Origin of the sequence: Acinetobacter sp. Z1 (assembly GCF_024296945.1) — a bacterium.
GTDB classification, from domain to species: domain Bacteria; phylum Pseudomonadota; class Gammaproteobacteria; order Pseudomonadales; family Moraxellaceae; genus Acinetobacter; species Acinetobacter beijerinckii.
Genome location: NZ_CP101115.1, coordinates 2,209,560 through 2,233,899, shown reverse-complemented (window position 1 = coordinate 2,233,899; position 24,340 = coordinate 2,209,560). Strand labels below are relative to the sequence as shown.

Genomic DNA, 24,340 nt, shown 5'->3' with positions numbered 1-24,340 from the left:
AACTTTGACCAAGAAAAGAATCATAAGTATGTCTGAGAATACGCCGAATAACGAACAGTCTGTCTTGAGTTCTTCAGAGTCAAATTTGAAAGAGCAAGGATTACCTGAACCTCAGAAAAAGAAAGATCGTTGGAGACCAGCACTAATTTGGTTGATTCCATTTATTGCATTATTAATTGGTCTTTCACTTGCAATAAAAGCTGTTTTGGATACAGGTCCTACGATAGATGTATCATTTAGAACGGCTGAAGGTTTGGTCGCTGGTAAAACAACAGTTCGTTATAAGCAGGTGGATATTGGACTGGTTCGGCAGATTGATTTATCTGAAGATCGTTCGCATGTGATTGCAAAAATTGAATTAAGAAAAGATGCCAGCAATTTTGCAGCTAAAGATTCTCGGTTTTGGGTGGTACGACCAAGAGTGGGAGTAGGTGGTATATCTGGTATTGATACTTTACTGTCGGGTGCATATATTGAAGTTGATGGTGGTAAATCGCCTGAAAAAAAAGAAAATTTTTCTGGGCTTGAAGTTCCTCCCGTAATTTCATCCGACGTACCCGGCAAAGTCTTCTTTTTAAAAGCACGTGATTTAGGTTCTCTTGATATTGGTGCGCCGATTTATTATCGCCGTATTAATGTGGGTCAGATTACAGCATATAAATTAGCTCAAGATGGTAAAAGCGTAGAGCTGCAAACATTTGTACAAGCACCCTATGATAAGTTCGTGACAACAGATGCGCGGTTTTGGCAAGCGAGTGGTGTCGATGTAACTTTGAATGCATCTGGATTTAATTTAGACACTCAATCGCTTGCAAGCATTGTCGCGGGCGGTATTGCTTTTGGTTATCCTGAAACATCTAACGCTGCTTCTGCTGAAAATAACAGTCGATTTAACTTGTGGGATTCACGAACAGAAGCGATGAAAGAGCCAGATGGTAAAGCACATCAAATTTTGATGTACTTTAATCATTCCTTACGTGGTTTAGCTGTTGGTGCACCGATTGATTTTATGGGTATAGAAATTGGCAGTGTTAAATCAATTAATGTTGAATTTGACCCAAGCTATTCACAACTTCGTATGCGTGTTGACGCTGTAATTTATCCTTCACGTCTTGCAAATGGTAAAGAGTTAGATCCAGATGGTGAAATATTTAAACATTTCATTCAAAAAGGCTGGCGTGCACAAATGCGAACAGGGAATTTACTTACAGGGCAAAACTATATCGCTTTTGATATGTTCCCTAAAGCCAAATCAGCAACTTTAATAATTCGTGCTGATGGCAAAGCAGAAGTACCAACTACGCCAACTGAATTAAGTGGATTACAAGCGCAAGTTTCTCAAATTGCAGATAAAGTGAGTAAGTTCCCATTGGTTGAGATTGGTCAGGATGTTCGTAAAACATTGAATAATATGAATACGACCATTGAATCTACAGATAAATTAGTAAAACAGTTAGATGGTAAAGTTGCTCCTGGCTTACAAGCTGCTTTAGACGATGTGCGCAAAACCATGCAATCTACTGAAACAATTTTATCGAGTGATGCACCAATGCAGCAGGATGTGCGTCGAGCACTTCAACAAATGACACGAGCTGCCGCCTCATTACAACTTATGGCAGATTATATTGAACAACATCCTGAATCACTGATTCGTGGAAAAAGACCAGAGGCTGACAATGATAAGTAAAAGCATTAAAAAATCATTTTTCAATGAGAAAGTGATTGTCGATAGTGGTCTAGTTTTAATGACGATAATGTTGAGTGCCTGCTCTAGTTCGACTACACCCAACTACTATACATTGGCGCCTAAAGTGACGCCAATAGTGAGTTCTAATGTTCGTGTGATTGAAGTATTGCCTGTAGGTCTACCTGATCGTTTAAATAGAGCACCTTTGGTAATTCAAAATAATAATGGACAGTCCAAAGTGTTAGATAATGAACGTTGGACTTCTACATTAAGCGCTGAATTACGAGATGGTTTATCGGCTGGGTTACAGCAAAAATTAGGTGCTGTCGATAGATATAGTAGTGGCATGACAGGTGGCAAAGTGTCATATCGTATTGCAACAGATTTTTCACGTTTTGATATAATCAATAATCATGCTAGTGACAAATATAATCGAGCCGTTGAGATCTCGGTTGCATGGATTATTAAACGAGAAGACCCTTTTAAAGTTCTATCAGAAAAAACCAATCCAAACACGACTAATACGATTAATCAGCTCAGTTGCAGAATGTCATTCACGCAACCTATTTTAAATGATCTTAATAAAACTCAAGATGTTGTAAATGCTTCAAGTATCGGGTTGAGTCGTGTTATTGATGCTGTTGCTGCTTCTGTAAATATGGTTGATGAAAAAAGAATAATGACGATGAATGGTGTGACTTGTTCGTAATACCTATTTGGGTTTAAAGTTTTGCTTATAACAGTGGTTGTAATTTGAAATTGATTGGATTCATTTTCTATAAATGTGATCAGTATGTTTAAATGAAGTCTTTAAATATACTAATTTACTTTGCTCATGCTTAGTAGAACGATCATAACAGTCTCAATTATTCTGATGATATATCCTTAAGTGAAGGCTCTGCATTTTTCACTGTTGATTTCAGAAAATGTAATTTAATTGTTTAATTTAATAGCAAATATCCGTTTTTTTCATTTCATTGCATTAAAAGAACTTGTATTCCTATTTAAAATTCGCTACCATCCTTTCGGTGTTAAAACTTGCAAATACAAGAGTTTACACTATAAAGGGCCTATAGCTCAGTTGGTTAGAGCAGCGGACTCATAATCCGTTGGTCCCGTGTTCAAGTCACGGTGGGCCCACCATATAAAACCTCGTAACTATTTGAGTTATGAGGTTTTTTAATGGAAGAAATGAAAAAAAGTTTAGACCAACGGTCTATTTGATGGTCCATCAGTTCAAAAATCCGATGGACCAATTTATGGTCAAACCTCTTCTAGATTCGACATTTCCGCAAGTTCATTTGCTAATTGCTCAGCCTGTTCTATAACAGTTTCAGTCGCTAATAATGCCATATCAGGTGGGTATCCATATTTTTTTAGCAACCGTTTCACAATTACTCTTAACTTTGCCCGTGCTGCTTCTTTAATTGTCCAATCCAACGTGACATTTTGGCGAATAGATTCAGTAAGTACCACTGCAAGCTCTCTAAGGATATCTTTTTGCATAAGTTCTCTTGCACTATCATTTTCAGCGACAGCAGAGTAAAAGGCATACTCATATTCAGTTAGATTGAGTTCGGCAGCAAGCTTGTCAGACTCCTGAATGGTCTTTGCGAGCTTGATGAGTTCATCAATCACTTCAGCAGCAGTGAGTACTTTATTCTGATAGCCTTTAATGGCAGTACTTAGCATATCCATGAGCTTCTTGCCTTGGGTTACGCTACGTTGTCCTCTTATTTTGATTTCATCAGCCAATAGTTTTTTCAGTGTTTCAAGCGCAATATTTTTATGCTGATATCCTTTCATCTCTTGCATGAACTCATCTGAGAGAATAGAAATATCAGGTTTCTGAATACCAGCCGCATCGAAGATATCGACCACTTGTTCAGTAACTAAGGCTTGATCAATTGTTTGCTTCACTTTGGCTTCAAGTTCGGCATTACTCATACCTGAGATTTTGCCTGTACCATCGCTAAATTTTACTAATCGAGCTTTTACTGCTTGAAAGAATGCAACGATAGGAGCTGCTTCCATTGCAGAAGGATGAGGAACAGCTAAAGCAAATGCTTGAGACATTGCTGTAACCGCAGTGAGAAAGCGGTTTTTGGCTTGTCCTTGCTCTATACCCAAAATATGCTCCTCAGCCTCCAAAATAATACTTAACTTACGTGAAGTATTTGCAGTGAAGTACTCAGCATAATTGAAGCCATGCATCATTCCATCAAGGACTTCTAGTTTTTCTTGCAAAATTGTGGCTGCTTCATCTTGTATTAGCGCAGGATCACCTTTACCACCTGCATCAGAATAAAATGACAAAGCTTCTTTGAGGTCTGATGCGATTCCTAAATAATCGACCACTAAACCGCCGAGTTTATCTTTATATACTCGGTTGACTCGTGCAATGGCTTGCATGAGGTTATGACCTTTCATCGGCTTATCAATATATAAAGTGTGCATACTTGGGGCATCAAAGCCTGTTAGCCACATATCACGAACAATAACGAGTTTGAGTTTGTCGTCATTATCTTTCATTCTATTGGCTAAGATTTGGCGTTGTTGCTTGGTGGTATGATGTTTGGCAATCACATCACCATCCGATGCACTGGCGGTCATGACGACTTTGATGACACCATCATTTAAGTCATCACTATGCCATTCAGGCTTGATTGCTACAATTTCATTGTAAAGATCTACGGCAATTCTACGTGACATACTCACGATCATGCCTTTACCTTGATTGGCATTGGCGACTAATCGTTGCTCAAAATGTTCAACGAGGTCTTTTGCAATCGCTTTGATGCGTTCTTTACTACCAATGAGTCCTTCAACTCTTGCCCATTTAGCACGTTCTTTTTGGGTTTGGTTTAGATCATCTTCAGTAAATTGATCATCAAATTGCTCAATCAGTTCTTTACCTTCATCTCTGATTGCAATTTTTGCTAAACGGCTTTCATAGAAAATTCGTACTGTTGCGCCATCTTCAACTGCCTGTGAAATATCGTAAATATCAACATAATTACCAAAAACAGCAGGGGTGTTGACATCCGTTTTCTCAATCGGCGTACCTGTAAACCCTAGGTAAGTTGCGTTTGGTAATGCATCACGCATGTATTTGGCAAAGCCGTATACGGTACGCTTACCTACGACTTTGCCATCATCATCCTTAATATCGACTTCTTTTGCATTGAAACCATACTGTGAGCGGTGCGCTTCATCAGCAATCACAACAATATTGGTTCGATTGGATAATTCTTCGTAAATGCTGCTACCGTCTTCAGGTTGGAACTTTTGGATGGTGGTAAAGATCACGCCACCTGAACCAACCTTGAGCAGTTCTTTAAGTTCATCTCGATTATCTGCTTGCTTGGGTGTTTGTCGAAGAAGTTGGCTTGCACCTGCAAAAGTACCAAATAATTGATCATCTAAATCATTCCGATCCGTAATGACCACAACGGTTGGGTTATCGAGTGCAAGTACAATTTTCCCCGTATAGAACACCATAGACAACGATTTGCCTGAGCCTTGCGTATGCCAAACCACACCTGCTTTTTTATCACCTAAGGCTTGTTGTTGTACCAGTTCTTGTTTGCTTCTACCTTGTTGATGAATAGCGACTTCGGCTGATTGAGATTCAGTATTTGCATTTGATGCACGAATGGTAGAAAGGACTGCGGCATTGACTGCATAGTATTGATGGTAAGCAGCCATTTTTTTGATGGTCTTAACGGTAATCAAACCATTGGTATCTTCTTGCTTGCTTGACTCAAACACAATGAAATGTCGAATCATATCAATCAAGGTGATAGGATTAAGTAAGCCTTGAATCAGTACTTCGAGTTGCGCTTGCGTCTTCTTGGCTTTGGTTTGACCATTTGCTGTTTTCCAAGCCATATATCGACTAAAATCAGCAGAAATCGTACCTGCTTTCGCTTCTAAGCCGTCAGAAATAATATTAAAAGCATTGTATGTAAATAGGGTAGGAATTTGGTTTTGGTAAGTCTGAATCTGTTTGTATGCGCCCTCAATGGTGGCATTTTCATCCGTAGCATTTTTGAGTTCAATGACAACGAGGGGTAGACCATTCACATACAGAATAAGATCAGGTCGCCGTTCCCAACGATCTTCTCGAATGGTGACTTGATTGACTACGAGAAATTCATTATTTGTCGGGTGGTTAAAGTCGATGAGCCAAGCGAGTTCACCTTGTGTATTCCCATGCTTGGAAATCTCAAGCTTGATACCTTCGGTCAATAAACGATGAAATGCTTGGTTGTTACTCAGCATTTCTTGTGACTGTAAATTATTGATTTGCTTGAGTGCTTCGATGCACTTGTCTTCGCTCAGTTGAGGGTTGAGTCGTTGTAATGATGCCAATACTTTCGATTCTAAGATGACCTGCTTATAGCTTCTTAAAGGATCGACCGATTTAGATTCAATATCAGGCCCATAAATGTAAGTGTAGCCTAGTGCTTCAAGTTGCTCTATTGCCATCAGCTCTATGTCTGATTCTGTCATCTTAGACACTAAAAAACCTCACATTATAATTTTTGGAACGTTGCAGACTAAATATAACAAAAAAAGTAGATAAATTTCGAAAATTTAGTTATTTATATCGATGAAATAATTATTGTCACATACTTAATTTTTTTATAAGGATAAAGATAATGGGTTCGCATTCGATTATAATTGGGGAAGATGAGAAGCATCCTTTAATAGAAATTTCAGCTCAATATTCTAAACAAGAAAAGGTATATAAAAAGATTCCACATTTAGATGCACTTTCTAACATTGCTTCAGTTGCCGCACAAGCAGCTCCTGCATTAATGACATCAGCTGAGATTGCTAATAAGCATATTATGGAAGTTGTAATTCATGGTGATTTAGCCCAAGCTGCTGATGGAAATGGTTTAAGAGCATTTTCTCGAGCTACAAATGGCGGAATTACAGAACATGCTCGTTTATATCACGCTGATTCATTATCTAAACTGGTTAATGCTGCTGCTGTCTGGCAAATAGCATCTGTAATAGTTGCACAAAAACATTTGGCTGACATTAATAAAAAACTAGAAGCTTTGCAAAATAGTGTAAATCAGATTTCTGATTTTCAGAAAACTGAACGTAAAGCAAGAGTTCAAGCAATCTTTGATAACTTAAAAGAGAAGATGGATTTTTTAACTATCGCAAATCCAGAACAACGAAAAATTATTCTGAATGCTTCAATTTTATCGAAATATGATGATGATTTAAAACAGATTTACTTACATCTTAAAGCTGATTTAGAGAAATATGGTCTGCAAAAAGTTGAACATAAGGAAATATTTGGAACCGCAGATCTAAAAGCAGATATTGAAAAAAAAGTAAAAGACGTAAATGAGCTAGCAGAGCTTGCATTCCTATGTTTAAGTTTACGTCTAATTTGTTGTCATATTATGAATCATTTAGGAGATATGGATGTAATCAAAGAATTACTTCAACAGCGTATTATGCAAGAGCTAGAACATTTGATATTGTTAAATAATCGAATAAAAGAGAATATTACAACTGAAATTAATTCTATGAATTCTTTAACTAATAAGGCTCAGAAAGTAGTCAATGACAATAAAGGTAAAATTGCTGCAACAATTTTAACAATTGGTTTTCCTCCGATAGGTCTAACCACTTTTGCTTTAGGTGCTACAGTTGGCTTTGGTGGTAGTTTTATGGATGGAAAAACTAAGAATCAGCTGAGTATTTTGGATAAGAGAAAACAGGAGTTACTACACAGTGTGCAAACATTTTCATCGAACATTGCTGAAAAAAGTGTGTTTGCAAAGAAAATAGCCGAACATGGTATCCAAGCTGTAATGGCAAAAGAACCCCCAATTACACTAGCTTTTCAGAAATTAGATGATCAACATCTTCTGTGCATGAACACAGGAGAAAGAATTCTAGTCTAACGAGTATAAGTTTAAGTAGTCTTATTGATAAGGCTACTTTTTAGTATCTTAAATAAGTTAGTTTAGTGGAACTACTATCTTATTAATTTTCCAACTCAAGCCATTACGGACCATCAGTACTTTGACGTCTTTAGCTTTGCCTTGATCTTTGACCACAATCTCAAAGTCATTGAGAGAGGTGTATCCTGATTTGTAATCTGGTTGATGTTCATCTTGGATTGATGATTCTTCTTGTTGAACTGAATCTTTTACGTTGTCCTTTAGATTTTTCCCTTGAAGCATCAATGTCATGCCTTCAGGAGTAACAACAGTATCTACCATTTTATCAACCATAGTTGTTGCCATCATTGCACCTAAAGCTTCCCAACCATTAGTTTCTTTTGATGTCATATCCTTAACCATGTAAGCATTCATTTGATCTTTGAAGCTTTGGCGGCTACTTGGATAGTCGATGTATGCAGAGACTTTCTCGCTGTCACCTGCTTTTGCTGCACTCTTGATGCTATTGAGGACGAGGTAGGGCGAAGCATAGTAGTAGCCCCCAACTAGTACGATAACAGCAGCGATTATAGCCTCGATTAATTTCTTATTTACATTCAGCCCCCTGAATGTAATGTAAAAAAGGTGAAGCCATCAAATGACTTCACTAAATATTATACGACTTGTTCTGTTTGGTATTGGATTCTAACTTCACCGCTCATAAGCTTAGGAAGCAAGGTGTCTCGTAGTTGTTCAAGTGTCTGGATTTGCCCTAAATTCTCTTTTACTTTTTCATAGTAAATTTGAACTTGTTCCCCACATTGTATAAGAAAAGAATTATCAAATTTTGGAAATGGGCAAGCTTCAATTAAAGAACCACTAATATTGGGTTGTGCGCTACCTGTTGCTGAGTTCGCAATGTAATCTTGCCCATATTCACTCTTCAAGTGAAGATAAGCGAGATATTCAGCTCCTTTAAACTTTGGTTCTAGCAATCCCACTCGTTGATTTAATAAAAGCTTTTTACTTGTTTTTGGCACAAGACCCAACTTACCAATTTCAGCTCCTGTCATCGCAATTAAGACTTGCCCACTCAATACATAGAAGCGTTGAGCAGTAGATAATCCAACTTCATCACATACAAAATCAGTTTGCTCAATATCAATGATATTTCCTGAAATATTCTTGATCTTGATTACTCCAAAAATTCCACTTTCCTGAAAATCTTTACTTTTAAATGTATATCCGCTTTGTAAACGAATTAATTGTGTAAGATCAGCATCTCCTAACTCCTCTCTCGCTTCCTCAATAAACCACTGTCGAAACAGTGTTTCAGCCATCGCTTCTAAAGTTTTATTCTGACGATGTAATAAGTCGATCTTGTCATCTAATGATGAAAGAACAGAGGCTATGGCTTTTTGTTCAGGGAGAGGGGGAAATGAGAACTCTAAAGCACGAATGTCTTTCATATTTAGATGGGCAACTACACTACCACCTGAAAGCTCATTTAAATAATCCTTAAATCTCGGTGATACGAAAGAATAGAGCAAGTACTTCTTATCGATTTTATCTGAATAGATTTTGATAAGCACAGTTCTCTGCCCAAGACAAATTTTATGATCTTTATCAATCCATCCTACCTCGCCAACAGGAGCTTCACGGGCAAGTATAAGATCACCAGTTTCAGGTATTCCTCTTTTAGTCCATGAATTATAAGTTTCTACACTGACTCTGTTTGCTTGTTCATATAACAAACGTCCATTTTTGATGTCAGGAGTACGAATAGAATAATATTCACTTGAGTCTATTTTTGGTGCTGTCTTATGTTCGCAGTCAATTACATTTGCGATTTCATCTAGGCGGTATGTGATTAATTTACTCATATAATCACCTTTGCCAAATTCTCCATAATAGCTTGATTCAGCTTAGCTTCTTCTGCAAGTTGTGCTTCAAACTCTGCTTTTAGACTGCTAAAGCGTTCTTTAAAATCAAACTCATCTTCATCATCAGCCAAACCGACATAACGACCTGGGGTAAGCACATAATCAAGCTCAGCGACTTTTTCGAGTGGTACAGAAGCACAAAAGCCTGCAACATCTTCGTACACAGCGTTTTTATTACGCCAGTTATGGTAAGTCTCTGTAATCAGCTTAATGTCATCATCAGATAAAACTTTGGTTCTGCGGTTAATCAGATGCCCTAAGTTACGAGCATCAATAAACAGAATCTCGTTGCTACGATCTTTGTACTTGCTTGAATTGGCACGATCACGACGCAAAAACCATAAAGCAGCAGGAATCTGAGTATTTAGAAAAAGCTTGGCAGGTAAATTGACAATACAGTCGATCACATTGGCATCATTAACCAAAGCTTTGCGAATTTCACCTTCACCACTGGTTTTGGAGGTGAGCGCACCTTTCGCCAGTACCACACCAGCTTGTCCTTTAGGCGACATGTGATAAAGAAAATGCTGCATCCACGCGAAGTTAGCATTGCCCACAGGGGGGGTACCTAATTGCCAGCGAGCATCGCCAACCAATTGCTCACCACTCCAGTCGGATACGTTAAATGGAGGGTTGGCGATGATGTAATCTGCCTTGAGGTCTTTGTGCGCATCATTGAGGAATGAACCCTCAGAGTTCCATTTCACATGCTCTGAGTTAATGCCACGAATGGCTAAGTTCATCTTGGCAAGTCGCCAAGTGGTCTGGTTGCTCTCTTGACCATAAATCGAAATGTCATCAATCAGGCCTTGATGAGATTCTACAAATTTCTCCGACTGAACGAACATACCACCCGAACCACAGCAAGGATCAAATACACGCCCTTTATACGGTTCTAACATCTCAACTAATAAACCAACAATTGACTTTGGCGTATAGAACTGACCACCTTGCTTACCTTCAGCTAAAGCAAACTCACCTAAGAAATACTCAAATACATGACCTAATACATCGGCAGAGCGAGACTTGGTATCACCCAATGCGATATTACCGATCATATCGATCAGTTCACCTAAACTTGTTGGATCAAGATTTTGACGTGCGTAGACTTTTGGAAGTACACCTTTGAGTTGAGGATTATCATTCTCAATCGCTTCCATTGCGGCATCGACAATCACCCCAATAGAGGGTTGCTTGGCTTGTTCTAGTAGATAAGACCAACGAGCGACTTCAGGCACAAAGAAGACGTTATAGGCGGTGTATTCATCACGATCTTCTGGATCTGCACCTGCAAACTCACCTTGACCATCGACTAATTTTTTATAGTGCTCTTCAAATGAATCACTGATGTATTTGAGGAAGATCAAACCAAGTACGACATGTTTATATTCAGCAGCATCAATATTCTTTCGAAGTTTATCTGCTGACTTCCAAAGTACGACCTCAATTGGTTCTTGTTTTGTTTGCTTTGGAGTACGAGCCATAGTGTTTGTGAATCCCAATAAATCATCATTTTATGAGATGATTATAATAGATCGTCTAGTCAAAATACTAGAAAGAGCAGAAATATCACGACATTGGTTGTCGCTATTATAACTTGACGAATAAAGCAGGTAAGTAATAAGTATGGTTAGAGTTCTCTAAAGGGGGGAGTTTTGGAGGGGGAGTAAAAAATCTGTAGAGAAAAAAAGGTGAAAGCCATGCTATATAAGGGATAGAGACCAAAAAACAGGGGGGAGTTTTCTTATATAATAATTCATATAACTAACAAATTTCCCCCTTTATTCTCAGACAGGCTTGAGCTGGTATTAGCAAAGATGAATACAGTCGAATGAGTGTGATGTACAACAAAAAGAATAGGTCAAAGGTTGATGGGTATTGATTGATATTATATTAATCTGATTGTGTTTGCTTTTGAGTCGAGGGTAAATATCAACCAAGTCTAATTTCAGTCAAATATTTTAGCCTATTAATGATTGAATTTTTTATAAAAATCCTTATCTAGTTCTAAACTTAGGAATTATTAAGGTCTACAAAACTATGTGTACTTATGAAGAATCAATCATTAGTAAAAAAGAAATTGATTGTGAATACCGATGTCCGAAACTTTCTGCTACTGATGAGAATAAAAAAGAGCTATCTTATCGAATTTTGAGGTTAGCCGATTCTACTTTAGGTTTAGAAATATTGAATTCGGCTAAAGGTACAGTATTTAAAAATCCTTTGAGTTTAAATACTCTCAGAGAGTATATTTTGGAATTAGCAGATATAAAGTATTACAAAGCCAGTGATATGTTTCAGCCATTATTCGCAAGGATAAATTTATTAGCTGGAAAGCTTTCTGTAGCAGATAATAATAATTCTGGATTTTTATGTGCAGTATTAATAAACCTAGGTTTGATTTCAAAAAACAGATCAGGCGAATATAGTGTATATCAACTAATACCTGAAGCAATTAATAATCTTGAAAAATTTTTAAATATTCACACAGAGAAATGATTCCCAAAGTGTTCATTGAGCTGATTTAGTGAGTAATGAACAGTTACTTAACCACATATTATTTTCATGATCTTTAGAACTAGGAATGATCATGAAGATAATTTATTTTATACCAAGCAACGCCACAGTTTCCCACAATTTTTGTTCGCTACAGCCCTATATTTTGAGCTTTGCCCTTCTTGGGAGCGAATCAGAATGACACAAATTTTGCAGCAATGGCTCAAAAAGGAAAGAAAATCTAAAGGAATTTCGAAACTAGAATTATCCAATAAGCTGAACAAACCTAGCTCATATGTCAATGATATTGAGCAGGGTCAATATGTATTGGATATTATTGAGTACCTATATTATTGCCATGCACTAGGGAGTGATCCTAAGCAAGGAATCCAGTACATCAGCGATGAGCTAGAAAATCAGCGTAAGTGATTCTGTTATTGTACGAACTGATTGTATTTTCTACAGTATAGATTTTGGAGGGGGAGTAAAAAATCTAGAATACAAAAATAGATAAAAGACTTGCTGGACAAGGGTTAGTGACCAAAAACTAGGGGGAGTTTTCTTATATAATAATTCATATAATATCAATTTCCCCCCCTACAGTAGATCAATCTTATTTTTCTAGCAAAGCGAAATAAATCTAACTTTGATTTACATATTATTTGAGTGAGTTGCTAAGTAAATAATGTATGCAGCAATAATATTCATAAACGTGAACAGGAGTACAGATGAAATATTCGCATCATTTAGAGTGCATTGCAGATGCTATTGCGCTCATTCCAACAGAGAAAGCACAAACTTTGGCAAACGCACTTTACACATGTAATAACCCAGATAGAGCTATTCTTGAGAAGCTAATTGCTATAGGTCGTATTCTGATCTGATCTAGTCTCATACGTTTCACAATTGATCCCGATGTACGAAAAGTACATCGGGATTTTTTATGCTTGCATTCAGATTAGGAGAAAGGCCATGTAACAGACCAATTAGCATGAAAATATTTAGATTATCGTGGATGAATGCTTAGGTAGGAGGTATGGAGCTATTATCTTTTGGAAGCTCATTCTGAATTAATTCCAGTCCAATCTGAGGATCAATACCCAAAGTATGGCAATACCATACATATTCTACGACATCTAAACGGCGTTCGCCTTGTTCAACTTTTTGTATAAACGAGTGCGGTTTCTCCATACGTTCTGCTAGAGCACGCATAGAAAGATTTCTAGCTTCACGTTCTTGTTTCAACCAACTTCGCAAAGCAAGCATTTCATTGGTGTAGATACTATTTGTCATTGTACCTATTTAAGATACATTGACCTTTGTACCCAAAATAGGTACATTATGTGCGTATCTCTATCATCATTTAATTCAAATATTTATAAGTTAGGTATATATGGAAGGAAAAATCCTTGGAATTGATACTGTCCAAAATAAAGCAGTAATCATCACAAAAAATAGTGAGCGTATTACATTTGATTTGTACGAATGGCGTGGCACTATTCCAATAAAAGAGGGCTTAGAGATTGATTATGAGCTCAATGATTCGAGTCAAGCGATAAATGTTTATCCTTCTCTAGCAGCTACCACCGTAGTTCAGAATAAGGAAAAATCAAAAGTTGCATTGATACTCTTAACGTTAGTTGGCGGTGGCTTGGGCGCGCATAAATTCTATGTCGGCTCGTGGGGATGGGGGATTGTGTATCTTTTGCTTTGTGTACTCTATATCCCACTCATTTTAAGCTTTATCGAATTTGTTCGGTATTGCTTCCTGTCTGAGCAAGAAATTAATGAAAAAGTCCGAAAGCTTAAGGGACCATTTTCATGGCTTTGGTGAATTAGCTTCTCACTGATTCGAAATATCTATGTCCCGATGTACGAAAAGTACATCGGGATTTTTTATACCCAAATTTTGGAGAAAAATATGCAACCACGTGTTCCAGATAAAATTAATCATACTCTAGTCAATACGCTAATTTGCCCAAAACTATCGGAACGATCCAAAGGGAACTTGCATTATCAAATATGGCGAAATAATGATGATGCGTCTTTAGGAATAGCGATTAGCAAAAATGAATCATCAGGTGGGTTTAGCGCAGAATTAGTCAAAATAGAAGATATTCTTCAGACAGTTTATGCATTACGAAAAACTGGAAAAGCTTTTCATGCAACCTCATTGAAAGGACTTTTCATTGGTAAGTCAGCAAATAACCCATGCTTTCTGGCTGCAATTCTCGTTGATCAGAAAGTCGTTCATCCTCATCCCAATACGCAACGGTTATTAGAGGTGAGTGATGATGCTGAATTTTGGCTAAAAAGGCTCAATGACGCATCATCTGCACCACTATCTAATGTATTAGACGATGATGACAAAAAGGCAATCGATACAAAATCTATTACTGATAAGCCGAAACACGGACGCTCTGAAACATCAAAAAAGGAGGGATAGCGAATGAATATTGTCAAAAGTAAGCGTGATTTAGAACATGTGATGAATCAAGCTATACGTTTAGCAATAGCTAGTGCGATTGATCGAATCGAAATAGAGTATCAAGAAGACTACCAAGCCACCCAATATGGGTGGTTTGTTGTTTTAGAGCATACCCATGAACTTAACGTACCTATTGCAGGTTTACCATTCTCAATTCTGGACAAACTAAATGCTAGTGAGGTTGAGTACATTGAGAAATGTCCATACGCTTGTGAAGTTTATATCACCCTTAACGATACTGAAGGAGTGTTGATCTATATTCCATATCAAATCTATCCAAATTTGGGTATCAAAAATACGTGATGGTGCTTTAGCGAACCCCAGTCAGCAAAGTAGTGGAGAGGATAATCGAATAAGCCCCTGAGTTATGTCACTCTAGTTGTTAAACAGCATCCCATAAATCTAAACACCAGTCTTAAACCGTAAGATGAACCGTAAAACTTTTTGGGTTTTACGGGAATTCTAATTTGGACTTGTAAGGAAAGGACTAATGCATACGTCAAATAGGAAGAAGCAGGGTCTTGTAGTCCTTAGTTCCTTTGGATAATTATTTGCTGTAGTTTTTCTCTTTGTATTTGCGATATATTTTTTTCGAAAGTTAACCCATTACTTAGATTTTGCTGATATTGCGAATGCAGTTCAAGCCAGCCAACAGCTTCTGATAAATTATTTTGAATGAGTAACTTCTTGGCTTTATTGAATAATGATAACTGGATTGGAGGTGGCAATTTTAGTGAGTCAGTTTTTTCTTCTAAGGTTTTTGATGAGCGATGAACTTTTAAAGTTAATAGTTCTGCACGATCAATAAATTGTGTTTCTTCTTCGCGTTTAAGTATTTGAAAATATTCTAGAACAGAAGAAAATTCCTGAGTATTTAGTAGAGATATTGCTTTCTTAAGATTCTCTGTAGAGATCGTTCTGTAGCTGTAGATATCCAGTTTTTGCTTTTCTATCAAAGTGTGAAGCTTTTTTATTAAGTCTGGAAATGATACAAAACGGAATAACTCTTGATGATCACTCCATAAATTCTGATTAATCTTTAGAATATTTTTAGCAACATAGACTGTTTCGAAACAGTGTAAGTATTTTAAATTAATATCTTTAATATTTTGTCGTGAACAAATGACTCTATATAGAACCTTATCAACTTCTAAGGATATTGATTCAATAATAAAAATATGCTTGTAATAGTTGATTTTCTTATCAAAAATCAGACATTTATTATAATCAACATTAAAGAAAAAAAGTTGTTTGCATTTATAAAATCTTCCCAATATTTTTTTCTCTTCAATTTTACGTAACTTGCTTCTTAATGTCATGCGTGTGGTCGGAATATCTGCAGCAGCATTGTAATAATCTAATAAATCTTTTAATGATTTAGCTCCATTTTTGATTGCATCTTTTTGTAGTTGATGGAACTTTGCGTCGTTCATGAATTTCGGGTGCGTATTTTTCGATCTTTTTGTTTGACTTGGAGTGATAACGGAGTCAGAGAGAATCATGGGAAAAGCTAGATTAGCACCTTTTGTTAGTACTAATTCTTCAGAATCAAATTGATTTTCAACCAAAGAAGCCACTGTACCCTCCGAAAGATGTAACGGTTTGTAAAAAATATTGAATTTTTTCGCATATGCTTTGATAGAAAACTATATTACATCTATATGAAATATAAGTATATATACATTTTTTATTTTGAATTTTTAGAGATATTGTTTTGAAAATCACAATCATGCAAGATGTTTTCAACTTAAATGAAATGACATTTTTAAAGGAGATGACGACTTAATGATTCATATACCTGATTTACCTATTGTGTGAATTAGGAAACCAACTTAAAGCATGAATACTCAAGCTTACTAATTTTTATTAATCCCCCTTTTGAATTTGCAAAATGGCCTTTAGCGGTCAAGGGGATTTGTTTGCCTAAATTTTGGAGAAACTAATGAACGCGAAACAAAAATTGGATGAGGCACTCGTGATGAGCATTGTTTGTCCTCAGAGTCGACGTGAACTTGAGATAACTGACAATGTAGTGAAAGGACTCAAACTTGTAGTTACTCGTCAGGGTAAAAAGACTTGGTTATTTCGTTATGTAATTAACGGAACCAAGCGCGCGATGAAATTGGGTAATTATCCAGAATTACGTTTAGCTGAGGTAAGGCTTATTGCCCAAGCTAAAAATGATTTATTGACGATTGGTAAAGACCCACAGCATGAACGTGATGTACAAAAAGCAATGCCGACAGTAAATGAATTTTTCACTAAGACTTACTATCCATATGCGCAGAAACGTAAACGTTCACACAGTGATGATTTATCAAGGTTTAACAATCATTTGCACAATGTGATTGGTCATCTTCCATTAAATCAAGTGGAAGCAACTAACGTCATGCAAATTCTTGATCATGCGAAAGATTCGGAGCTATCACATGCAACGATTAATCGTATTCGTGCATTACTTTCCGTAATGTATAGCCATGCGATGGATCTAGGTTTAGTTGAAAAGAACCCAGTATCACGAGTTAAGAAATACAAAGAGGTGAATAAAATTGAACGTTTTTTATCCCAGCAAGAGCTCCCTCGACTAATGCAAGTGCTGAATTCACCTGCAGAATATGGAATTGATAATCTCGTTATTGTGGCGATTGTAAAAGTTTTATTACTGACAGGTATGCGTAAAAGAGAGGTTATGGATATGAAGTGGGCTGATGTCGATTTGTCCTCAGGCCATTGGAAGCTTGAAAATAACAAATCAGGTAAACCACGCTTGATACGTTTAGCAAGTGAAAGCTTGGCAGAAATTAGAAAAATGTTACCACGTCAAAGTGAATATGTTTTTGCTAATCCGCAAACGGGACAAGCGTTCAATGATATTCGTAAATGCTATGACAAAATCATGAAAGCAGCAGGGATACCGAACATGCGAATTCATGATTTGAGACACAACTTCGCAAGTATGGCTGTCAATAAAGGGTTAAGCCTGTATGTTGTTCAGCATTTACTTGGTCATGCTTCACCACAAACAACCCAGCGCTATGCTCATCTCAATGGGGAAGTCATGTTAGATGCCTACCAAAAAGTCGCTGAAATTGTAAATCAAGCGTCTATCTAAGCCTACGACCTAAACACACGTGAAATTTTATTGGGTATGAAAACCATACCCTTAGGAGAACTCATGCCAAATTTAGTAAATATGATGGAATTTAACTTAAGTGAAGGCCAAATGATTGCGGATCATTTGGCATCAATTGAAGTCGGTACAACATTGCTTAAAGCTTCTACTGGGACAGGAAAATCTACATTTGTAGTGGAAACTCTTATGCCACAGGAGCGAGTTGTGATGTTGTGTCCAAAAGTGTCTCAGGTACAACAGCTTGAGCAAAATTACAAAGATCAGGGAACTGTTTTTTGTTATGGAGAACTTAAAGTGTCTGAGGAAGAATTATCGACAAATAATATTGTGGCTACATATGATCAGTTAGCTAAAATCAAGCCATACATCCAATCAGATACTATTTTAGTGGTGGATGAAGTACATCAGCTTTATTGTGCAGGTGGGTATAGAGGCAAGGCGTTAAATGAAATATTAGACTTTATGCAAAAGAAGCATGTAAGAAAGGTATTGTTGGTGAGTGCAACGCTTACTATGGAACTTTTAGATAAGTTGCCACTTTCACTTGATCATATTTATCAGTTTACCCAAGTAAAGCCAGTTCAACGTCAGATCTTTTTACAACAATACGCTCAGCAACATGATCTTAACTGCGTTAACTTTATCATTAACCGAGTTAATTTGATGAAGTCTACGGATTCTGAAAAGATCATCTTTGTTCGAATTAACGATAAAAGAAAAGCTGAAGAATATCGTTTCTTTTTGCAGAAGCAGGGTATTTCTACACTTGTTGTAAACCGAGAAAGACAAGGGAATGAAGCTATTATTGATATGGTTAACTCAAGCAAGTTGTCAATGGAATATAGCGTAATTTTGACAACTTCTGTTTGGGATGAAGCCATAAACTTCATGAATACTGATGATGAGATTGATAGTATTCATATATTGGGTGGTAATACACATGTAGATGAAATTACTCAATTTATAGGCAGAACACGTCATGCAAATCCACCAATTTACATTCACTTAGATCAAGAAATTGATAGTTCTATAATTAATGATGTAGTGGCGATTCATCACCAATATGTAGAAATAGTTGATTTAGAATGTGCAGCCAATATCAAGATTTTAGAGCATTTGCAAGCTGCTTCACAGCTTATGAAGCAAAAACAATCGCTAAAAGGGTATAAGGTTGTAGAGACTATAAATAAGGCTCTCAAAGATTTGATAAAAATAGAAGGGCTTGGAAGCATTGATGATGAAATTACTATTAATCATGCGGTTGTCGCAGCTAAAGCATTCTCAATAGATACTCAGAATCTTTATTCTAATATTGGATATTTAGAATATCGATTAACTGAAGCTAACCCAAATGCATTCATTTCTCAAACAGTGAGCACCGCAACCATTGGTGGTGAGTTGGAGAAAGCTTACGCAGAAGCTAAGCAAAAGCTGCAAGAACTGAAAGAAAATAAAGTATCAGGTGTTGCTAAACAATATCTCAAGGATACTAGACAAGTTTACGGAGTTACTTCGCATGGAAAGCAGATTTTAAAAAACCCACAGGTAATTCCTTATATAAAAGAGGATTCTGAGATTGAATTTGATCTGTATTATCACATGGCTGAAGTATCAATTTACGTCGGCAATATGCATGATATTCTTGAAATCTTACGGAGGGATAGCTACAAGTCTGTAAAAAAAGTTGGGCATGAATATCAAAATCATCCAATCATTAAAATACTTATGGATCAGATTGCTAAGCACATATTCATAAATGATCAAGCATCTAAGACATATGATGTAAAAGCATTGGAAAAGTTGATTAATCAAGGGTTACGAAAGCTCGATAAAGATGAGGCAACCAAGTTTGCTCTAGGCATCAAAAGCCATAAGTATTTTGAGTTAGACCAAAGAAATAAGATCGTTCTTAAATCTAATCAAGCCGTAAATTTTGTAAAGAAATACTGCAATGTTAGGGTCAAAAATGATAAGAAATCTTATGAAGACAAGATCGTAACTTTTATGGGGTTAGGTTGGGGAGGCTATCAATATAACGGGCTTTCCTATATTGAACCCAACAAACCACAATGTATTGAACTAGAGGGAGAGAGAATAGATGCTCGATCTGGTCAGTTACTTAGTGACATATCAGAGTTAACGCAAACTGTGGCAGCTTGATAAGAAGTAGGACCGTAGACAAGTGATGAAATATCAGTCTACGGTCTAATCATTTTACTACGTGACTGTAAAAGTAGTTATGGTCAGTTACGGTCTATAAAAAATGCATTGTTATCTACGGTTTATCGAAACGGTTTTCAGGTCTAGCTACGGTAAATCTTCGGTAAGTACTGTATATGCTAAATGATAAAACGTTATTTCTTATGCATTTATTACTTTTACGGCAAAGATTTTTTGATTAGATTTCTATCAAAATATTGAAAATTCTTCAGATTTCTTTGAGTTGTAAAGAAACTACCTACGGTCATTTGCTAGTCATGTATTTCTTGATTGTATTTTATTTAAGTTGTTGAAATATATCAATATAAATGAGTGTTTGTCTAAACTCATAATCCGTTGGTCGACAGTTCAAGTCTGTCTGGGCCCACCATATAAAACAACCACTTAGGTGTACTAATCCTAAGTGGTTTTTTAATATTTGAATTACGAATAAATTTTAATTGTTTACTTAATGCTCGGTATTGAGTGCTTAATTGATTAAATAAATCACATCAAAGTTAACATCAATCGACATGAAGATAAGTTCGGAATTTAAATGTGTATTCACAACTTCTGAGATTTGACTTATTTCATTTCTTTCATAAGCTTTTAATTCTCTGATTAAAATATCACAAGCTGTATTAAACTCGTTAATATTCCAATCTTTATTAAATAAAAATTTAATCGAAGTATTCTCATTTACTTCATACATGAACGTATGATGAAGAGAGAAGCCCTTGTCATCTATGATTTTACGACTTTGGAAAAGAGTAGGTTCGTTCTGATTGGCTTTTATCAATAACAGAGAGTTAACGATTTGATGAGTTAATTCACTATCAAGACTAATAAAGAAACCAAAAGAAAACATTGTGATCACGGCGGCATCCATCCACACTGATACTTTGTTTTTAGTCGGTTCTAATCTTAGATCAATTAGTTCAGGTTTCGAGTTTAAATTCGCCATTTGTGTAAATAGCGAGTATTCATTTTCATTTTTAAATTTTATTGATGAATGTGGCATGGAGCTTACCTGTTCTTACACTATACAACAATACTACTACAAATAAATTTTATCATATATTAAATTTTTATTAATTTAAGTATTTGATTTTATTCGTATATATAAGGTGCTTATTTAATTTATTTAAACTTTATAGTTGGATGTGAGCTAAATTTTTAGCATAAAAATCTAATTGTTGTTTTTAAAGACAAGTTGATCATTTTTATTAGCCTAATGATTTTCATTGTTAATAATATTTTTTAAGAAATACTTATAAATAATTTAATTTCAAATAAAATTTTAATAATTTCCCTTAATTATTTGATGAATAGGAATTTATAGCTAAAAACATAAGTCATGCTGATAAATGTATCAGCTGTGATTATACACATCTAAAGTTATAGGCTAATATACTTTTAAATTTATGAATGCTATTTATCTGAAAAACTGTTAAAAAATGTTCAAAAAAATAAAATCTATGATAAAAAAAATGCTCAACAATTGGTTGAAAAAAATATTAAAAGTGAATAGGAATATTTCATGAATAAAATTTATAGATTAGTGTGGAATTCTAAATTTTTATGTTGGCAAGCTGTGAGCGAAATCGCAAAAGGGGGAATTATTGCAGACCAAAAATCTACAAAAACAGAGTCTAAAGTCTCTTTAATTCTTACTGCAAAAGCAGTAGCTATTTTTATTGTGAATATTTTAAGTGCAAGTATTGCATTGGCAGGACCAAACGGTGGAGTTGTAAGTTCAGGAACTGCAACGATTTCAACATCAGGAACCACCACCACCATTAACCAGTCAACCGCAAAAGCAGCAATTGATTGGAGTAGCTTTTCGACCAGTAGCAATGAAATTGTCAATTTTGTCCAGCCTAATAGTAGCTCTATTACTTTAAACCGAGTTACGGGGACTAGCGCTTCAACTTTAAATGGTCAATTAAATGCCAATGGACAGGTATTTATTATCAACCCAAATGGAGTGTTATTTGGGAGTACTTCACAGGTCAATACAGCGGGCTTAGTAGCATCCACCTTAAATCTAAGCAACAGTGATTTTAATAACAACCTATTTAATTTTAGCAATACGAGTAACAACAAAGTTGTTGAGAACAGAGGGAAAATTACTGTGCCAACAGGCGGTACAGTTGCTCTGATTGCCCCGACAGTAAAACAAACAGGCACGATCAAAGCACCGCAAGGCAATGTATTATTGGCAGCAGGCGGTGATATTACCCTGAATTTAAATAATGGTAGCTTGTTGGGTTACACCATTAATCAAGGTAAGGCGCAAGCTCTAATTAACTCAGGCGGAATGATTCAGGCGGATGGTGGTAAAGTTGTACTGACGGCAAAAGGTATTGATGAATTAAGCAATGCGGTCGTAAATAGCGTTGGAGTGATCCAAGCACAAACAGTGAATAATGTCCGTGGTGTGATTGAATTAGGCAGTGATTTAACCAGTGGGACATTGAATGTCAGTGGAACACTAGATGCTTCAGCGCCTAATGGCGGTAATGGAGGTCAAATAAAAACTTCTGCGGCACAGGTACATATCAATTCTGGTACCAATATCACAACGCAGCGTAATACAACAACAAGCTTGCCGCCGACCACGAGCGGTTGGGAGTTAAAAGCCAAAAATGTAGATGTCGATTTCTTTGGCGGTAGTATCAGTAGTACGACTTTGGGCGATGCTTTAAACAAAGGCAACGTCACCTTGAATGCGACTGGTACGGCAGAGGGTCAAGGCAATATTAATGTCAACGATGCAACCAGCTGGAATGGCAATACTGCACTTACACTTACCGCAAATAAATATATTAACTTTAATAGTGATTTGGATTTAAGTGGCGACAAAGCTAAACTTGCTATTAATTATGGGGTTAACTCAGATTACAACTTAAATAATGGTTCAAAAATTAATATCAGCGGCTCTTCACCAACGCTTTTGATTAATGGTACTTCCTATATTGTAATCAATAATTTAGGTGAAGAAGGTGATGCAAATATTAATACCTTACAAGGGATGAATAACAATCTTTCAGGTAATTATGTGTTAGGAGGCGATATTGATGCTTCGGATACAATAAACTGGAATAGTGGTAAAGGTTTTGATCCAATAGGAAATGCTGGAGGGATTATCGAAATATTTAATGATCCGACTGCACCTAATGGATTTAATGTTACAACTACGATTGTAGATAATCCGTTTTTAGGGGAATTTCATGGTTTAGGTCATACAGTATCAGGTCTCTACATAGATCGCATAGATCCTTTGCCAATTCCACTTCCTTTGGAATTGCCAGCCACTTATTTCATTAATTCATCTGGTCTATTTGGAGCGACATCAAATACAATTAGAGATATCGGAACTAAAGCTGGTGTAATCAAAGGCACAAATACTGTTGGAGGATTAATTGGTTTTCAAAAATCAGGTGCTGTAAAAAATGCTTTTAGCTCAAATACTATATATGGTTTAGCTGGTGTTGGAGGATTAATAGGAAAAAGCGGCTATCGAAATGAGAATAACCAACAAATCTCGGGTTCTATCTTAAACTCTTATGCTTTAGGGGATATTACAATATTAAGTGTCGCTGAGCCTGTGTTAGGAGCTTCAGTTGGAGGATTAGTAGGACAAAGTTTTAGTTTAATCAAAAACAGTTACGCTACTGGTAATATTAATTCTCAAATTGCTAATTCATATGGTGTTGGTGGACTTGTAGGTGAACAGATAAACAATGATATTGTTGGAAGCCATGCATCTGGTAATATTTTTGGGGAGGTAGAACATTTGGGTGGGCTAATAGGCTCATTAAGATTCTCTCAGGGTAATACAAAAATCTATCAAAGTTACGCAACTGGAAATATGGATGGAAAAGCTAGTGTTGGTGGCTTAATTGGATTTGTTGGATTAGAAGCCTCATATAATAATCCAAATCGAGATATTAATTCATTTGTAACAATCGAGCAAAGTTATGCAAAAGGTAATGTATCTAGTTATAGTAGCGATATCATTCCTGCCGCAGGAGGATTAATAGCTTCCGTAAACGGTACTATCAAAATCAAAAATAGTTTTGCTTCTGGGAATATAACTGGAACAAAAAATGTCGGAGGGCTCATAGGAATATTAAACAATAGTTTTCCAAGTCAACAACAAGTTTCTTTGATTGAAAATAGTTATTCAAATGGTTTGGTTGTTGGTACTAGTTTTACTGGTGGGCTGATAGGGCAGATATTGTCGCAAACTCCTACGATTGTAAATAGTTATTGGGATTCTGATACATCTTCGCAAATGTCGAGTGCTGGCGGTGGTGATAGAAGAGCATCATATTATTTAACTCAAATACCAAATTTCGAAGGTTGGGATATAGCTGATGTATCAGACTCAAACTCAACATCTGTTTGGGTGATTGATGAGAATAATACGACGCCGTGGCTGCGCTATAACTATTAAGATTCTATAGATTTTAA

19 protein-coding genes and 1 tRNA gene are annotated in these 24,340 nt (G+C 36.3%); 13 read left to right on the top strand and 7 right to left on the bottom strand.

All coding sequences use genetic code 11. From position 1 onward, the window contains the following. The first annotated feature begins 28 nt into the window (after positions 1–28). From NGC85_RS10395 to NGC85_RS10385, 3 genes are all read left to right on the top strand, one after another. Positions 29–1,687: an intermembrane transport protein PqiB gene (locus NGC85_RS10395; RefSeq protein ID WP_254730912.1), complete on the top strand. Its 1,659-nt coding sequence runs from the start codon at positions 29–31 to the stop codon at positions 1,685–1,687. Next, on the top strand, positions 1,677–2,396 hold the full coding sequence (locus NGC85_RS10390) for a membrane integrity-associated transporter subunit PqiC (protein WP_254730909.1): 720 nt from the start codon (positions 1,677–1,679) through the stop codon (positions 2,394–2,396). The genes NGC85_RS10395 and NGC85_RS10390 overlap by 11 nt, the downstream gene beginning before the upstream one ends. A 357-nt stretch (positions 2,397–2,753) precedes the next feature. After that, positions 2,754–2,830 (top strand) — tRNA-Ile (locus NGC85_RS10385). A gap of 120 nt (positions 2,831–2,950) precedes the next feature. Here the strand turns inward: NGC85_RS10385 and NGC85_RS10380 are convergent. Next, the gene (locus NGC85_RS10380) at positions 2,951–6,211 is read right to left on the bottom strand and encodes a type I restriction endonuclease subunit R (RefSeq protein ID WP_302885506.1); all 3,261 of its coding nucleotides are present in this window, start codon (positions 6,209–6,211) and stop codon (positions 2,951–2,953) included. Between the two features lie 140 nt (positions 6,212–6,351). Here NGC85_RS10380 and NGC85_RS10375 point away from each other — a divergent pair, with 140 nt between their 5' ends. After that, entirely contained in the window at positions 6,352–7,623 is a 1,272-nt protein-coding gene (locus NGC85_RS10375) for a hypothetical protein (RefSeq protein ID WP_254730903.1), read from the top strand. 57 nt (positions 7,624–7,680) lie between these two features. Here NGC85_RS10375 and NGC85_RS10370 read toward each other — a convergent pair whose 3' ends face one another. From NGC85_RS10370 to NGC85_RS10360, 3 genes are all read right to left on the bottom strand, one after another. Further along, the gene (locus tag NGC85_RS10370) at positions 7,681–8,178 is read right to left on the bottom strand and encodes a DUF2939 domain-containing protein (protein ID WP_302885550.1); all 498 of its coding nucleotides are present in this window, start codon (positions 8,176–8,178) and stop codon (positions 7,681–7,683) included. Positions 8,179–8,276: 98 nt separating this feature from the next. Next, on the bottom strand, positions 8,277–9,485 hold the full coding sequence (locus NGC85_RS10365; protein WP_254730900.1) for a restriction endonuclease subunit S: 1,209 nt from the start codon (positions 9,483–9,485) through the stop codon (positions 8,277–8,279). Beyond that, positions 9,482–11,029 (bottom strand): class I SAM-dependent DNA methyltransferase, encoded by a 1,548-nt coding sequence (locus tag NGC85_RS10360; protein WP_254730897.1) that lies wholly within the window; start codon positions 11,027–11,029, stop codon positions 9,482–9,484. The genes NGC85_RS10365 and NGC85_RS10360 overlap by 4 nt, the downstream gene beginning before the upstream one ends. A gap of 556 nt (positions 11,030–11,585) precedes the next feature. Between NGC85_RS10360 and NGC85_RS10355 the strand changes: the two genes are divergently transcribed. From NGC85_RS10355 to NGC85_RS10345, 3 genes are all read left to right on the top strand, one after another. Next, the gene (locus NGC85_RS10355) at positions 11,586–12,044 is read left to right on the top strand and encodes a hypothetical protein (RefSeq protein WP_254730894.1); all 459 of its coding nucleotides are present in this window, start codon (positions 11,586–11,588) and stop codon (positions 12,042–12,044) included. Positions 12,045–12,239: 195 nt separating this feature from the next. Then, a complete protein-coding gene (locus NGC85_RS10350) occupies positions 12,240–12,470 on the top strand; it encodes a helix-turn-helix transcriptional regulator (protein ID WP_254730891.1) in 231 nt (76 codons plus the stop codon). Between the two features lie 299 nt (positions 12,471–12,769). Further along, complete coding sequence (locus NGC85_RS10345; RefSeq protein WP_254730889.1) at positions 12,770–12,925, top strand: hypothetical protein; 156 nt, start codon at positions 12,770–12,772, stop codon at positions 12,923–12,925. Between the two features lie 139 nt (positions 12,926–13,064). Here NGC85_RS10345 and NGC85_RS10340 read toward each other — a convergent pair whose 3' ends face one another. After that, positions 13,065–13,334 (bottom strand): helix-turn-helix domain-containing protein, encoded by a 270-nt coding sequence (locus NGC85_RS10340; protein WP_254730887.1) that lies wholly within the window; start codon positions 13,332–13,334, stop codon positions 13,065–13,067. A 100-nt stretch (positions 13,335–13,434) separates the two neighbouring features. Between NGC85_RS10340 and NGC85_RS10335 the strand changes: the two genes are divergently transcribed. From NGC85_RS10335 to NGC85_RS10325, 3 genes are all read left to right on the top strand, one after another. Beyond that, positions 13,435–13,875 (top strand): TM2 domain-containing protein, encoded by a 441-nt coding sequence (locus NGC85_RS10335; protein WP_254730885.1) that lies wholly within the window; start codon positions 13,435–13,437, stop codon positions 13,873–13,875. An 87-nt stretch (positions 13,876–13,962) separates the two neighbouring features. Beyond that, positions 13,963–14,487 (top strand): hypothetical protein, encoded by a 525-nt coding sequence (locus NGC85_RS10330; protein WP_254730883.1) that lies wholly within the window; start codon positions 13,963–13,965, stop codon positions 14,485–14,487. Positions 14,488–14,490: 3 nt separating this feature from the next. Next, the gene (locus NGC85_RS10325) at positions 14,491–14,832 is read left to right on the top strand and encodes a hypothetical protein (protein WP_254730881.1); all 342 of its coding nucleotides are present in this window, start codon (positions 14,491–14,493) and stop codon (positions 14,830–14,832) included. A gap of 227 nt (positions 14,833–15,059) precedes the next feature. Here NGC85_RS10325 and NGC85_RS10320 read toward each other — a convergent pair whose 3' ends face one another. After that, positions 15,060–16,106, bottom strand: coding sequence for a hypothetical protein (locus tag NGC85_RS10320; protein WP_254730879.1), 1,047 nt, complete (start codon positions 16,104–16,106; stop codon positions 15,060–15,062). 365 nt (positions 16,107–16,471) lie between these two features. Between NGC85_RS10320 and NGC85_RS10315 the strand changes: the two genes are divergently transcribed. Both NGC85_RS10315 and NGC85_RS10310 read left to right on the top strand, forming a co-directional pair. Further along, entirely contained in the window at positions 16,472–17,641 is a 1,170-nt protein-coding gene (locus NGC85_RS10315; RefSeq protein WP_254730877.1) for a site-specific integrase, read from the top strand. 63 nt (positions 17,642–17,704) lie between these two features. Continuing rightward, positions 17,705–19,822, top strand: coding sequence for a DEAD/DEAH box helicase (locus NGC85_RS10310; RefSeq protein ID WP_254730875.1), 2,118 nt, complete (start codon positions 17,705–17,707; stop codon positions 19,820–19,822). Between the two features lie 529 nt (positions 19,823–20,351). On the opposite strand, the gene NGC85_RS10305 is transcribed toward NGC85_RS10310, so the two are convergent. Beyond that, on the bottom strand, positions 20,352–20,882 hold the full coding sequence (locus NGC85_RS10305) for a hypothetical protein (protein ID WP_254730873.1): 531 nt from the start codon (positions 20,880–20,882) through the stop codon (positions 20,352–20,354). Between the two features lie 519 nt (positions 20,883–21,401). Between NGC85_RS10305 and NGC85_RS10300 the strand changes: the two genes are divergently transcribed. Further along, positions 21,402–24,323: a filamentous hemagglutinin N-terminal domain-containing protein gene (locus tag NGC85_RS10300; RefSeq protein WP_254730871.1), complete on the top strand. Its 2,922-nt coding sequence runs from the start codon at positions 21,402–21,404 to the stop codon at positions 24,321–24,323. Positions 24,324–24,340 lie beyond the last annotated feature (17 nt).